The organism is Streptomyces sp. NPDC026589 (assembly GCF_040638385.1).
GTDB lineage: Bacteria > Actinomycetota > Actinomycetes > Streptomycetales > Streptomycetaceae > Streptomyces.
Genome location: NZ_JBEZYG010000002.1, coordinates 162,459 through 177,147 on the forward strand (window position 1 = coordinate 162,459; position 14,689 = coordinate 177,147).

The 14,689-nt window shown below is 71.6% G+C and carries 7 protein-coding genes and 2 pseudogenes; 5 read left to right on the forward strand and 4 right to left on the reverse strand.

All coding sequences use genetic code 11. The features are described 5' to 3' along the window. Positions 1 to 145 precede the first annotated feature (145 nt). From AB0F29_RS03740 to AB0F29_RS03755, 4 genes and pseudogenes are all read left to right on the forward strand, one after another. Entirely contained in the window at positions 146 to 1,879 is a 1,734-nt protein-coding gene (locus AB0F29_RS03740) for a carbohydrate-binding module family 20 domain-containing protein (protein WP_361867209.1), read from the forward strand. Positions 1,880 to 2,024: 145 nt separating this feature from the next. After that, positions 2,025 to 7,344: pseudogene (gene pulA, locus AB0F29_RS03745) on the forward strand (pullulanase-type alpha-1,6-glucosidase). A 180-nt stretch (positions 7,345 to 7,524) separates the two neighbouring features. Continuing rightward, entirely contained in the window at positions 7,525 to 9,765 is a 2,241-nt protein-coding gene (locus AB0F29_RS03750) for a regulator (RefSeq protein ID WP_361867210.1), read from the forward strand. Between the two features lie 125 nt (positions 9,766 to 9,890). Next, a complete protein-coding gene (locus AB0F29_RS03755) occupies positions 9,891 to 10,595 on the forward strand; it encodes a DUF2470 domain-containing protein (protein WP_361867211.1) in 705 nt (234 codons plus the stop codon). A 15-nt stretch (positions 10,596 to 10,610) separates the two neighbouring features. Here AB0F29_RS03755 and AB0F29_RS03760 read toward each other — a convergent pair whose 3' ends face one another. The 3 genes from AB0F29_RS03760 to AB0F29_RS03770 form a co-directional block, all read right to left on the reverse strand. Next, positions 10,611 to 11,336 (reverse strand): TetR/AcrR family transcriptional regulator, encoded by a 726-nt coding sequence (locus AB0F29_RS03760; protein WP_361867212.1) that lies wholly within the window; start codon positions 11,334 to 11,336, stop codon positions 10,611 to 10,613. A gap of 182 nt (positions 11,337 to 11,518) precedes the next feature. Next, positions 11,519 to 12,601: a PDR/VanB family oxidoreductase gene (locus tag AB0F29_RS03765; RefSeq protein WP_361867214.1), complete on the reverse strand. Its 1,083-nt coding sequence runs from the start codon at positions 12,599 to 12,601 to the stop codon at positions 11,519 to 11,521. Between the two features lie 3 nt (positions 12,602 to 12,604). Beyond that, positions 12,605 to 13,537 (reverse strand): metal-dependent hydrolase, encoded by a 933-nt coding sequence (locus AB0F29_RS03770; RefSeq protein ID WP_361867215.1) that lies wholly within the window; start codon positions 13,535 to 13,537, stop codon positions 12,605 to 12,607. 90 nt (positions 13,538 to 13,627) lie between these two features. Here AB0F29_RS03770 and AB0F29_RS03775 point away from each other — a divergent pair, with 90 nt between their 5' ends. Continuing rightward, positions 13,628 to 14,380 carry a class I SAM-dependent methyltransferase gene (locus AB0F29_RS03775; protein WP_361867217.1) on the forward strand — a complete coding sequence of 251 codons (753 nt, stop codon included), beginning with the start codon at positions 13,628 to 13,630 and terminating at the stop codon, positions 14,378 to 14,380. A gap of 33 nt (positions 14,381 to 14,413) precedes the next feature. On the opposite strand, the pseudogene AB0F29_RS03780 reads toward AB0F29_RS03775, so the two are convergent. Then, positions 14,414 to 14,638 (reverse strand): annotated as a pseudogene (locus tag AB0F29_RS03780) (hypothetical protein); the annotation flags it as partial. Positions 14,639 to 14,689 lie beyond the last annotated feature (51 nt).

Genomic DNA, 14,689 nt, shown 5'->3' on the forward strand with positions numbered 1-14,689 from the left:
CGGTGACGGGTGGGCTCGTACGGTCTGCTCCGCGGCAAGGTTTGCATTCTTGCAGCAAGAACCTTCAGGAGCCTTGAGGGCACGGCGCGTTGCCGACTGAGGCTGCACCGTCATCCCCGCTTCCCCCACCCGCAGGAGGAAAGTCATGGCACGCAGATCCCTGTCCGCCGCGCTCGCCCTCGTGGCCGGCGCCGCCGCTCTCGTCGTCCCCACCGGATTCGGCGCGGCGGGCACCGCACAGGCCGCCGCCCCGGGCGACAAGGACGTCACCGCCGTGATGTTCGAGTGGAAGTTCGCCTCCATAGCCAAGGCCTGCACGGACACCCTCGGTCCGGCGGGCTACGGCTACGTCCAGGTCTCGCCGCCGCAGGAGCACATCCAGGGCGGCCAGTGGTGGACCTCCTACCAGCCCGTCAGCTACCGGATCGCCGGCCGGCTCGGCGACCGGTCCGCGTTCTCCGCCATGGTGAACACGTGTCACTCGGCCGGGGTCAAGGTCATCGCCGACTCGGTCATCAACCACATGTCGGCGGGCAACGGCACCGGCACCGGAGGCTCCGCGTACTCCAAGTACGACTACCCGGGCCTCTACTCCGGCGCCGACATGGACGACTGCCGGTCCCCGATCGGCAACAACTACAACGACCGCGGCAACGTCCAGAACTGCGAACTGGTCGGCCTCGCCGACCTGGACACCGGCGAGGACTACGTACGCGGCAGGATCGCCGGCTACCTCAACGACCTGCTCTCGCTCGGCGTCGACGGCTTCCGGATCGACGCCGCCAAGCACATGCCCGCCGGCGACCTCGCCAACATCAAGTCCCGGCTGACCAACCCGAACGTCTACTGGAAGCACGAGGCGATCTTCGGGGCCGGTGAGGCCGTCTCGCCCTCCGAGTACCTCGGCAGCGGAGACGTCCAGGAGTTCCGGTACGGGCGGAGCCTCAAGCAGGTCTTCCTCAACGAGAACCTCGCCGACCTGAAGAACTTCGGCGAGGGCTGGGGCTTCATGGAGTCCGGCAAGTCCGCCGTCTTCGTCGACAACCACGACACCGAGCGCGGCGGCGACACCCTCAACTACAAGAACGGGTCCGCCTACACCCTGGCCAGTGTCTTCATGCTGGCCTGGCCCTACGGCTCCCCGGACGTCCACTCCGGCTACGAGTTCAGCAACCACGACGCGGGACCGCCGAACGGCGGCCAGGTGAACGCCTGTTACAGCGACGGCTGGAAGTGCCAGCACGCCTGGCGCGAGATCTCCTCCATGGTCGGCCTCCGCAACACCGCGCGCGGCCAGGGAGTCACCAACTGGTGGGACAACGGCGGCGACCAGATCGCCTTCGGCCGGGGGAACAAGGCCTATGTCGCCATCAACCACGAGGGCTCCGCGCTGAACCGGGCCTTCCAGACCTCGCTGCCCGCCGGCGACTACTGCGACGTGCAGTCCGGCAAGGGCGTCCAGGTCAACGGCTCCGGCCAGTTCACCGCCACCGTCCCGGCCGGCACCGCCGTCGCCCTGCACACCGGTGCCCGTACCTGCGGAGGAGGCGGCACGAACCCCGACCCGGACCCCGGCAACGGCACCTCCGGCGCCTCCTTCGGCGTCAACGCCACCACCCAGCCCGGCCAGAACATCCACGTCACCGGTGACCAGGCCGCCCTCGGCAACTGGAACCCGGCGAGCGCGCCGAAGCTCGACCCGGCGGCGTACCCCGTGTGGAAGCTGGACGTGAACCTGCCCGCCGGGACCACGTTCGCCTACAAGTACGTCCGCAAGGACGCGTCCGGCAACATCACCTGGGAGAGCGGAGTCAACCGCACCGCCACCGTCCCGGCCTCCGGGAAGGTCACGCTGACCGCCGACGCCTGGCGCGGCTGACACCCGAACCCCCAGCGGGCCGGTGGCACCGCCACCGGCCCGCTTCCCCCTGAGCGACCCATCGCTCGACCCATCGCTCGGGCTGAGCGACCCCTTGCTCGGGCCCCCGCTCGACCTACCGATCAAGCCCCAAGGAGCACCCTCCGTGTCCCGAACCATCCTCGGACGATGGACGGTGGCCGCCCTGTGCGCGGCGCTGCTGCCCGTCGTCCCGGCGGCCACCGCCGCCGCGTCGCCCCGGCCGCCGGCCCCGCCGTCGGACGCGAAACTCGCCCGTGAGGCGGACCGGCACGACCTCACGCGCGAGCAGTTCTACTTCGTGCTGCCCGACCGGTTCGCCAACGGCGACACCTCCAACGACCGGGGCGGGCTGACCGGTTCGCGGCTGGAGCACGGCTACGACCCCACCGACAAGGGGTTCTACCAGGGCGGCGACCTCAAGGGCCTCACCCGGAAACTCGACTACATCAAGGAGCTCGGCACCACCGCCATCTGGATGGCGCCGATCTTCAAGAACCGGCCCGTGCAGGGCACCGGCAAGGACGCCTCGGCGGGCTACCACGGCTACTGGATCACCGACTTCACCCAGGTCGACCCGCACTTCGGCACCAACGCCGACCTGGAGCGGCTGATCGACAAGGCCCACGCCAAGGGCATGAAGGTCTTCTTCCGACGTCATCACCAACCACACCGCCGACACCGTCGACTACGCGGAGAAGGCCTACGGCTACCAGCCCAAGGGCGCCTTCCCCTACCTCGACGAGGACGGCCGCCCCTTCGACGACCGCGACGGCGTCGAGAAGGTGCACCGGGACTCCTTCCCGTACACACCGGTGAAGACGCCCGGTACCGGCGAGAAGGTCCCCTCCTGGCTCAACGACCCGACGATGTACCACAACCGGGGCGACTCGACGTGGGCCGGCGAGTCCAACGAGTACGGCGACTTCTCCGGGCTCGACGACCTGTGGACCGAGCGTCCCGAGGTCGTGAAGGGCATGGCGAAGATCTACGAGAAGTGGGTCCGCGACTTCGACATCGACGGCTTCCGCATCGACACCGTCAAACACGTCGACCTGGACTTCTGGACCCAGTGGGCCACCGCGCTCGACGCGTACGCCGCGAAGCGCGGCCGGGACGACTTCTTCATGTTCGGCGAGGTCTACTCCGCCGACACCGAGGTGACCTCCCCGTACGTCACCCGGGGCCGCCTGGACTCCACGCTGGACTTCCCGTTCCAGGACGCCGCCCGGCAGTTCGCCTCCCAGGGCGCGCCCGCCGACCGGCTCGCCTCCGTGTACGAGAACGACTACCGCTACACCACCGACAAGGCCAACGCCTACGAGCAGGTCACCTTCCTCGGCAACCACGACATGGGCCGTATCGGGACCTTCCTGAAGCAGGACAACCCGAAGGCCGACGACGCCGAACTGCTGAAGCGGGCCCGGCTCGCCAACGAGCTGATGTTCCTCGGCCGGGGCAACCCGGTGATCTACTACGGCGACGAGCAGGGCTTCACCGGAGCCGGCGGCGACAAGGACTCCCGCCAGACGCTCTTCGCGTCGAAGACCGCCGACTACCTCAACGACGACCAGCTCGGCACCGACCGCACGCACGCCTCGGACGCGTACGACACGAAGCACCCGGTCTACCGCTCCATCGCCGCCCTGTCCAAGCTCACCAAGGCCCACCCGGCACTGCGCGACGGCACCCAGATCGAGCGGTTCGCGGAAGGCTCGGTGTACGCCACCTCGCGCATCGACACCGAGCGGCCGTACGAATACCTCGTCGCCTCCAACAACGGCACGAGCCCGCGGAAGGTCCAGCTCGCCACCGAGTCGGCCGACATGAACTTGCTTACGCTGTACGGCGGTTCCGGCTCGGTCCGCAGCGGAAAGGACAAACGGGTCACCGTCACCGTGCCCGCCCTCTCCAGCATCGTGCTGAAGGCGGACCGGACCGTGGACGCACCCGCTGCCAAGCCCACGATCGCGCTGAAGGCCCCGGCCGCCGGCGCCACCGGCACCGTCGGGATCACCGCCGACGTGGACGGCGGACAGCTCAACCGGGTCGTCTTCGCCGCCCAGGTGGGCGACGGGAAGTGGAAGACGCTCGGTTCGGCCGACCACGCCCCGTACAAGGTCACCCAATACCTCGACGAGACGGTGAAGGCGGGAACGCCGCTGCGCTACAAGGCCGTCGTCGTCGACCGGGCGGGCCGCACCTCCAGTGCCCTCGCCGCGACCACCGCGGGAGCGACCCCGCCGAAGCCGAAGCCCGTCGCCGTCGAGCGCGACCGGGCGGTCGTCCACTACCAGCGCCCCGACGGCGACTACGAGGGCTGGCAGCTGAAGTCCGGCGGGAAGACCGCCGAGTTCATCGGCCGGGACGCCTACGGGGCGTTCGCCTGGCTCGACCTGGAGAAGGGTGCCGACTCCGTCCCGTACACCGTCGAGAAGAACGGCACGGCGGACGGTCCGCGGCGGACTGTCGACCTCGGCGTGACCGGTCAGGTCTGGATCGAGCAGGGCAAGGACGGGCAGCGGGCCGAAGCCCCCGAGGCCCCGCCGCAGGACACCGGCAAGGCGGTCCTCAACTACCACCGCCCGGATGGGAACTACGACGGCTGGGGGCTGCACACCTGGTCCGGCGCCAAGGAGCCCACCGACTGGTCCAAGCCGCTGACGCCCGTGAAGAAGGACGCCTACGGGGTCACCTTCGAGGTGCCGCTCGTGGACGGGGCCACCACCCTCAGCTACATCCTGCACAAGGGCGACGAGAAGGACCTGCCCACCGACCAGTCCCTGGACCTCGCCACCTACGGCCACGAGGTCTGGATGCTCGGCGGCAGGCCCGGCTACCTCCTCCCGCAGACCGGCGGCGGCGCGGCCCCCGACCTGTCGAAGGCCGAGGCGCAGTGGCTCGACAAGGACACCGTCGTCTGGAAGGTGAAGGCCACCGACGCCACCAGCCAGCAGCTCGTGTACGCGGAGAAGGGCGGCATCTCCGTCGTCGACGGGGCGCTCTCCGACGAGGGCCGGTGGCTGCGGCTCACGCGGTCCGCGCTGAGCGACGCGCAGAAGGCGAAGTACCCGCACCTCAAGGACTACCCGGCGTTCACCGTGGACGACCGCGACCGGGACCGGGTCCGCGCATCCCTGCGTGGCCAGATCGTCGCCACCCAGCGCGCCGCCAACGGGGCCCTGCTCGCCGCCACCGGCGTACAGACCGCGGGCGTCCTGGACGACCTGTACGGCAAGAAGGCGGCCTTGGCCGAACTCGGCCCGGTCTTCCGCAAGTCGACGCCCACGCTCTCTGTCTGGGCCCCCACCGCCCGGACCGTCTCGCTCGAACTCGACGGCCGCACCCGCCCGATGAAGCGCGACGACCGCACCGGCGTCTGGTCGGTCACCGGAAAGAAGAACTGGCGGGGCAAGCCCTACCGGTACGCCGTGACCGTCTGGGCCCCCACCGTGCAGAAGATGGTGACCAACAAGGTCACCGACCCCTACTCCACGGCCCTGACCGCCGACTCCGCCCGCAGCCTCGTCGTCGACCTCACCGACCCGAAGCTCGCCCCGCGCGGCTGGTCGGGTCTGAGGAAGCCCGCCGCGACCCCGCTGCGGGACGCCCAGATCCAGGAACTGCACGTCCGCGACTTCTCCGTCACGGACCGCACGGCGACCCACCCCGGTGAGTACCTGGCCTTCACCGACACCCGCTCGAAGGGCATGAAGCACCTCAAGAAGCTCGCCGACTCCGGCACCGCTTACGTCCACCTGCTGCCCGTCTTCGACATCGGCACGATCCCGGAGAAGAAGAAGGACCAGCGGAAGCCCGCCTGCGATCTCCACGTCTACGCCCCCGACTCCGAGGAGCAGCAGGTCTGCGTGAGCAAGGCCGCCGCCAAGGACGGCTTCAACTGGGGCTACGACCCGCTGCACTACACCGTCCCCGAGGGCTCCTACGCCTCCGACCCGGACGGCACCCGGCGCACGGTCGAGTTCCGGCAGATGGTGCAGGGCCTCAACCAGGCCGGACTGCGCACCGTCATGGACGTCGTCTACAACCACACCGTCGCCTCCGGGCAGGACGACAAGTCGGTCCTCGACAGAATCGTCCCCGGCTACTACCAGCGCCTCCTGGAGGACGGCTCCGTCGCCACCTCCACCTGCTGCGCCAACACCGCGCCCGAGAACACCATGATGGGCAAGCTCGTCGTCGACTCGATCGTCACCTGGGCGAAGGAGTACAAGGTCGACGGCTTCCGCTTCGACCTGATGGGCCACCACCCCAAGGACAACATCCTCGCCGTCCGCGCGGCGCTGGACGGGCTCACGCTCGCCGAGGACGGCGTCGACGGCAAGAAGATCATCCTGTACGGCGAGGGCTGGAACTTCGGCGAGATCGCGGACGACGCCCGCTTCGTCCAGGCCACCCAGAAGAACATGGCCGGCACCGGCATCGCCACCTTCTCCGACCGGGCCCGCGACGCCGTGCGCGGCGGCGGCCCCTTCGACGAGGACCCCGGCGTCCAGGGCTTCGCCACCGGCCTCTACACCGACCCCAACTCCTCCCCGGCCAACGGCACCCGCGCCGAGCAGAAGGCCCGGCTGCTGCACTACCAGGACCTGATCAAGGTCGGGCTGACCGGCAACCTTGCCGACTACACCTTCACCGACACCTCCGGCCGTACGGTCAAGGGCTCCGAGGTCGACTACAACGGGGCGCCCGCCGGATACGCGGCCGCACCCGGCGACGCGCTCGCCTACTCCGACGCCCACGACAACGAGACCCTCTTCGACACCCTCGCCTTCAAGCTCCCGGTCGACACGACGGCAGCCGAACGGGCCAGGGCCCAGGTGGTGGCCATGGCCGCCTCCGTCCTCTCCCAGGGGCCCTCGCTCTCCCAGGCCGGCACCGACCTGCTGCGCTCCAAGTCCCTGGACCGCAACTCCTACGACAGCGGCGACTGGTTCAACGCCCTGCACTGGGACTGCCGCGACGGCAACGGCTTCGGCCGGGGCCTGCCGCCCGCCGCCGACAACCAGGACAAGTGGGCGTACGCGAAGCCGCTCCTGGCCGCCACCGGCACCATCGCGCCGAACTGCGCGCAGATCGACGGGGCCTCGGCCGCCTACCGCGACCTGCTCACCATCCGCTCCACCGAGAAGGAGTTCTCCCTGCGTACCGCCGGCCAGGTGCAGTCCGCCCTGTCCTTCCCGCTCTCCGGCACGGCCGAGACACCGGGCGTGATCACCATGCGCCTCGGCGAGCTGGTCGTCGTCCTCAACGCCGCGCCGACCACCGCCGACCAGCGGCTCGCCGCGCCGGCGGGGAAGACGTACGCACTGCACCCCGTCCAGGCCACGGGTGCGGATCTTACGGTCAAACGAGCCAGGTACGACGGGAAATCGGCCACTTTCACCGTCCCGGGACGCACGGCGGCCGTCTTCACGCTGCGCTGACCTCCGGCAGCACTACGGTGACGGCAGACGTCGGCAATGGAGCCGCGACAGCCGTCCTGGTTCACCGGGCCGGTCCCGCTCTCCCCCTCGGGGAGGCGGGGCCGGCCCGGTGCGTGCGGCAGGAGCCCCACCCGGGGCGGTCGGCTCGCCGGCGCACCCTGCTCCAGCGCCCGGACGGTGATGATGACCAAGGTGGGATACCTCCCCGACGAGACGAGCAGCTTCGTCGGGAGGCGGGCCGAACTGGCTCGCCTGGGAACCGCGTTGACCATCCGGCGGATGACCACCCTGATCGGCCCCGGCGGCGTCGGCAAGACCCGGCTCGCGCTCCGGGCCGCCCGCGCCGCCGCCGACCGCTACGCGGACGGCGCCTGGTGGGCCGACCTCTCCCCGCTCCCCGACGACGGGCTGCTGCTCCCCACCGTCTCGGACGCGGTCGGACTCGCCGACCACACCCTGCGGATGCCCGTCGAGGCGCTCTGCGAATGGCTCGGCGACAAACGACTCCTGCTGGTCCTCGACTCCGCCGAACACCTCCGTGCTGCCTGCTCGCACCTGCTGGCCGAGATCCTGACCACCTCGCCCGGCCTGACCGTCCTGGTCACCAGCAGGCAGCCGCTCGGCACCCGGGGCGAGTACGTCGTCGAGGTGCCGCCGCTCCCGGTCGACGGCGCGCCCGACGCCCTCCAGCTCTTCGCCGACCGGCTGCGCGCCACCGACCCCGGGGCCGGCCTCGACGCCCCCGGCGACGAGGCGGCGGCCACCGAGATCTGCCGCCGCCTCGAAGGTATCCCGCTCGCCATCGAGCTGGCCGCCGCGGGCATCGGCCGGCACAGCGTGGCCCAGCTCGCCACCCGGATCGGCAGCCGCTTCGACGCCCGGGGCGCCGGCTTCGGCGCGCCCGGCCGGGGCGGCGGCCTCGCCCTCGCGCCCGGTTTCGAAGCGCCGGGTTTCGCGGCATCCGGATTCGGAGCTCCCGGTTTCGACGCATCCGGCGTGGACGGCGCACCCGGGTTCGACGGGTGCGACAGGGCCGTCGGGTTCGAAGGGGATGCGGGCACGGCCCGCCTCGACCTCCTCGCCGACGCGACGGTGTGGCCCCGCCGCCACCGCACCCTGCGCACGGCCATCGGCTGGTCCCACGAGCTCTGCACCCCGCTGGAGCGCCTCCTGTGGGCCCGCCTCACCCCGCTGCGGACCGACTTCGACGAGGCGGTCGCCCGCGAGGTCTGCGCGGGCGGCCCCCTTACCCCGGACGAGGTGGACCGGGCGCTCCAGGGCCTCGTCGCCCAGAGTGTCGTCCAACGCGACGGCGACCGCTACCGGATGCTCGACACCCTCCGCGAGTACGGCCGGATGTGGCTCACCGAACTGGGCGAGGCCCGCGCCGCCGCCGACCGGCACGCGAGAAGCTTCCTCGGCCTCGCCCGCCGCGCCCACGACGGCTGGACCGGCCCGAACCAGGTGTCCTGGTACCACAAGGTGTCCGACACCCACCTCGACCTGTGCGCCGCCCTGGAACACCTGCTCGTCCACGACGTCGGCGGGGCCCAGGAGATGGCGGGCCGCGTCGGCTTCTTCTGGGCCTGCTGCGGCCACCTCACCGAGGCCCGGAACTACGCCCGGCGCGCCCTGGACGCGGGCCCCGTCGAAGGACCCCGCCGGACCAGGCTGCAATGGGTTCTCGGCGTCGCGGCCCTGCTCCAGGGCGACTTCGCGACCGCCGAGAAGTGCGGCGCGCTCTGCACGGCCGGCGCGCTGTTCGACCGGGACGACGAGGGCATGCTCGGCGCGGCCTATCTCTCCGGTCTCACCCAGCTGATGAACGGGGAGCCCGAGGCGGCGCTGGAAGCGGCCGGGCGGGTCCTGCGGATGACCGAGGGAGTGCCCGTGGACTCGGCCCACCGGCTGCGCTGCCACCTCATCACCGTCTTCGCGCTCACCGCGCTCGGCCGGCTCGCCGAGTCCGAGGCAGCCGCCACCACACTGCGCCGGGCCTGCGAACGCGGCGGCGAACACTGGACCCGCTCCTACGCGGACTACCAACTCGCCCTGATCGCCCTGCTCCAGGGTCACCCCGAAGCCTCCGCCACGCACGCCCGGTCGATGCTCGCGGGCAAGCACCGGCTCCGCGACAGCTTCGGCATCGCGCTGGGGCTGGACATCCTGGCCGCCGCCATCGCCGCCCAGGGCGCGGGCGCGCAGGCCGCCCGGGTCTATGGCACCGGACACGCGTACTGGCGCATGGTCGGCCATCCCCAGCGCGGCACGCCCGAGCTGGGGCCGGTCCGCGAGAGGTGCGAGCTCCAGGCGCGGGCGGCCGTCGGCGACGAGGCCTACCAGCGCGCCTTCGAGCGCGGCCAGTCGGACAACGCGGAGGTCGGTCTCGCCGCCGCCCTCCGCACCGAGCTACAGCTCTGACCTGGGCGTGAACGGGGCCGGTGCACGGATGGAGCCCCGGACTACCCACACCCGGGCCAAGTAGGTAAGGTTAGGCATACCTAAGTAGCTGCTTGGGTTCCGCTGACCCTTCCTGGAGAACTCGGATGCGTCTTTCCCGCCCCCGCGCCTCGCAGCCGACCCGCGCCGAGCGCGTCCGGTCGATCCTGACCGTCGCCCACTCCATGACCGTGGTCAGCGACGGAGTGCACACCGAAGTCCGCCGCCTCGACGGCACGGGCGCGATGGGCCACATCCACCTGCACACCCCGGACGACGGCAGTCACGCGCCGAGCGCCGAACGCGTCCCGGCCCGCCTGGAGTTCACGGACATCGCCCCCACCCCCGTACGCGACCGGCTGCGCGCCCGCGTCACGGTCACCGGGCTGCTGACAGCCCCGTACACCACCGACACCGAGCAGAGCACCTGCATGGAGTTCGGGCAGGCCGTCCTGGAGGACGCCGAGGGGCGCACCTTCATCACCCTGGAGGAGCTCGAAGAGGTGGAGACCGACCCGATCGCCGCCTGCGAGGCGGGCATGCTCACCCATCTGGTGGACGACCACGCCGAACTCGTCCCCCTGCTCCTGCGCCTCGTCCACCCCCGCCCGGAGCGCGGCATGACGCGGGCCGTGCCGCTGGCGATGGACCGCTTCGGGGTGACCCTGCGGCTCGAATACCCCAGCACCCACGAGGACGTGCGGCTGCCGTTCCCTCGCCCGGTCACCGAGATCGACCAGGCGGGCCCGCAGATCCACGCCCTGCTGGCCGCCGCCCGCCGCGTCTCCCACCGCAACGGCCTGCCGGCCTGAGGGCTGTCCCGGGAATCAGTGCGGCAGCCGCTGCGCGGGCACGGCGGGCACGTCCGGGGCGAACGCGGAGAGCCGGGCGAGCAGCTCCCCGAACGGGCCGTCCGCCGGCTCCTGGGACAGCACCCGCAGCACGATGCCCGCCATCTCCTGGTCGTACGCGGCGCTGACCGCGGCGAGCGCCGCGAAGTCGTGCACCAGCTGCGTCTCCAGCTCGGCGCGCGGGATGCGCCGCCCGTCCAGCCAGATCAGCGCCGTCGACTCGGCGAGCGAGACCCAGGAACGGACCACCAGCTCCAGCCGGGCCGGTGGTTCGGTCACTCCGAGGTGCGTGATGATCTGCTCGTACGCGGCCTGCCGCACCCCGTCGATCATGGCGTTCGCGGTCGAGGAACCGACCGCGGGCCCGCCCCGCATCAGCGCCGAGAAGCCGGGGCCGTGCTCGTCGACGAAGTCGAAGAACCGCCCCATCACCCGGAGCAGCCGCGCGCCCAGGGGCCCCTCCGGAGGCTCCAGGAAGCGCGCCGCCAGCTCGTCCGCGGCCCGCCGGAGCGCCGCCTCGTACAGGCTCTGCTTCCCGGGGAAGTAGTGGTACACCAGCGGACGGGAGATGCCCGCGGCCGCGGCGATCTCGTCGATCGACACATCCTCGGGCGAGCGGCGGCTGAACAAGTCCAGCGCGACGCCGATCAGTTGCTGTCTGCGCTCGTCGACGCCCATCCTGCGCCGCACCCCGGTCGTCATACGGACAGCCTATCCGGGGTGCGTACGCCCCCTCCCTCTCCCCTCAGCCGCCGACGGAGCCGAGCAACCACTTCGTCGTCAGTTCGTGGATGTCGACCCGGCTGCGATCGTCGTGCTCGGCGAACATGAACTGGTAGGCCGCCGCGCCGAAGGAGGTCAGTACGTGACGTCGCCGTAGCCGTTCAGAGGTCCAGGACGAGACGCCCGCCCCGGCAGCGCGAGACGCAGATCAGCATCGAGTCGCCCCGCTCGTCGTCGGTCAGCAGATCGTCCCGGTGATCGATCTCGCCCTCCAGGACCCGCTGTTGGCAGGTCCCGCAGAACCCCTGCTCGCAGGAGTACGCGACATGGGGCGCCGCCGTGCGGACAGCGGCCAGCACCGACTGCCCGGCCGCGACCGGCACCGTGCGCCCGCTGCGCCGCAACTCCACCTCGAACGCCCCGGAACCCGGGCCCGCCGCGCCCTCCGTCGCGGCCGAGAACCGCTCCAGATGCAGCGGGAGCCCCTCCGGGAGCGCGGCGGCCACGGCATCCATCAGCGGCTCGGGCCCGCAGCAGTAGACCGCCGTGCCCGGGGCGAGACCGCCGAGCGCCGCCGCGACGTCCGGGTGGCCCGCCTCGTCCTGGGCGACGACCGTGACCCGGTCCCCGTCCGCGCCGAGCCTCTCGATCTCCGCCAGGAACGGCATCGACCCCCGCGACCGGCCCCCGTACAGCAGCCGCCAGTCGGCCCCCGACGCGGCCAGCGACCGCAGCATCGGCCACACCGGGGTGATCCCGATGCCGCCGACGACGAAGACGTAAGCCCTGGCCTCGGCCAGCGGGAAACGGTTGCGCGGCCCGCGCACCTCGATCTCCAGGCCCTCCCGGAGCTGCTCGTGCACCTCCCGCGAACCGCCCCGGCCGTCCTCCATCAGCCGGGCCGCCACCGTGTACGCGCCGGTGTCCTCCGGGTCGCCGCACAGTGAGTACTGCCGCACCAGGCCGGACGGCAGCACCAGGTCCAGATGGGCCCCCGGCTCCCAGCGCGGCAGACCGGCCCCCTCCAGCCGGAGCTGGACGACACCGTCGGCGACCTCGCTCCGCCGGGTGATCAGCAGTCGGCGCACCGAGGTCGCGCGCCGCTTGGAGTGGCCCGAGATCGGCTCGGGCAGGGCGGGCAGCGGCCACAGCGGGGACCGGGCGATCCGGCGTTTCAGGGCGCGCCGGGTGAGCAGGGCGACGCCGGAGACGAGCACGACGGTGCGCAGACGGGGCAGGGCCATGGTTCAGGACCTTCCCGTCGTGGCGGTCGTGGCGGTCGTGGCGGTCTCAGCGGTCTCAGCGGCGAGCGCGGCGGGGGAGCGGGCGAGGTAGTCGACGGCCTGGGCCGTACTGCACTCCCGCGACGGGTGGTACGACCGGCTGAGATAGCTCGGCACGGACCGCAGGATCGCGCCCGTGCTGGGCAGCGTGCCCTGCTTTCCGCTCGCGTGGAACGCCTTGAACGAGGCCTTGCCGCCCAGCAGCGTGGGGTCGTTCTCCATGAAGAAGCGGGTGCCGCGCTGCCAGAGGAACACCAGCGCGGAGAACGCCGCCGCCCAGGTGCGCACCCGCCGCCGGTAGCCGCCGTCCACGTGCAGGAAGACGTCGAAGGCCACCGACCGGTGCTCGACCTCCTCCGCCCCGTGCCAGCGCAGCAGATCGAGCATCGTCGGATCCGCTCCCCGGCGGTCCAGGGCGTCGGCGTTGAGGATCCAGTCGCCGAGGAACGCGGTGTAGTGCTCGATCGCCGCGATCGTCGCCACCCGCTCCATCAGCCACCACTTCGAGGCCCGCCCCGGCGGCAGCGTCCGGTCTCCGAGCAGCTTCTCGAAGAACCAGTCGACCTGCGCGGTGTACGGGGTCGGATCGAGGCCCAACTCCCGCAGGTGCGGCAGCACATCGTCGTGGGCCTGGGAGTGCACGGCCTCCTGGCCGATGAACCCGATGACGTCCTCGCGCAGTTGGTCGTCGTGTATGTACGGGAGTATCTGGCGATAGACGTGGATGAACCAGCGCTCCCCGGCCGGGAGCAGCAGGTGGAGCACGTTGATGGTGTGTGTGGTGAACGGGTCGCCCGGCACCCAGTGCAGGGGAGTCTTCTCCCAGGCGAAGGACACCTTGCGGGCCTTGAGGGGCGTCCGCTCCGACGCGACCGCCGCTGGCTGCGTGTTAGACATGGTGTCAATGTACTGACGGGTAGACGGGGGGACCAGAGGCGTGCAGAGGTTTCCGTGCCCTTCCCGAGGGCGCCGCGCGATGATGGCCGCATGACGAAACCTGTGCAGGCCCGGTCCTTCGACGCCATCGCCGCCGACTACGACGCGCACCGCCCCTCCTACCCGCCCACCCTGTTCGACGCCGTCGAGGAGCTGGCCGGAGTGCCGCTCGCCGGAGCCCGGGTCGCGGACGTCGGAGCGGGGACCGGTCTCGGCACGGCACGGCTGTACGAGCGCGGCGCCCGGGTCACGGCGGTGGAGCCGGGCGACGGGATGGCCGAGCAGTTCCGCCGCAGCCTGCCGGACGTGCCGCTGGTCCGGGGCGACGGGAACAACCTGCCGCTGCGGACCGGCTCCATGGACCTGATCACGTACGCCCAGGCCTGGCACTGGACCGACCCGGCACGCTCGATACCCGAGGCCCGCCGGGTACTGCGCCCGGGCGGGGCGCTGGCGCTCTGGTGGAACGACGGCGACCCGTCCGTGGAATGGCTCGTCGAGCAGGAGAACCGGATGCGGGTCTTCTTCGGGGTGGAGGTCCCCGCCGTCCCGTCCCACCGGGCCCGCTTCCGGGCCGAACTGCCCGACGGGCTCGACTTCCGTATCCGGCAGGTGGCGTGGAGCCGCCGCGTACCGGTCGACGCCCATATCGCCACCCTGGCCACCCACTCCGACTTCCTGATCGGCGACCCGGTCGAGGTCCGCGACTTCTTCGACCGGGAACGGGCCCTGCTCACCGCCCTGTTCCCGGACGGCGAGGTCGAGGATGCCTACGTCGTGAGTCTTGCCGTAGCTCACCCCTGAGCCCGTCCCGGGTGCGGGGCGGGCGGCCGACTCTCAGGCGAAGGAGGCCAGGGGGGCGTCCACCGGGGCTCCGGTGAGCCGGTTGGCCAGGGTCGACAGGGTGTACGCCCCGATTCCCAGGACCACTTCGAGGGCGTTCTGCTCGGTGTAGCCGTACGCCAGGAAGTCCCGCGGCGTGGCGTCGTCCACCGCGCCCGCCGAGGCGAGCACCGACAAGGTGAACCGCCGCACGGCTTCGAGGCGTTCGTCCGGAAGCGGAGCCCCGCCCCGGCCGCGCACCCCAGCCGCGCACCCCAGCCGCGCACCCCA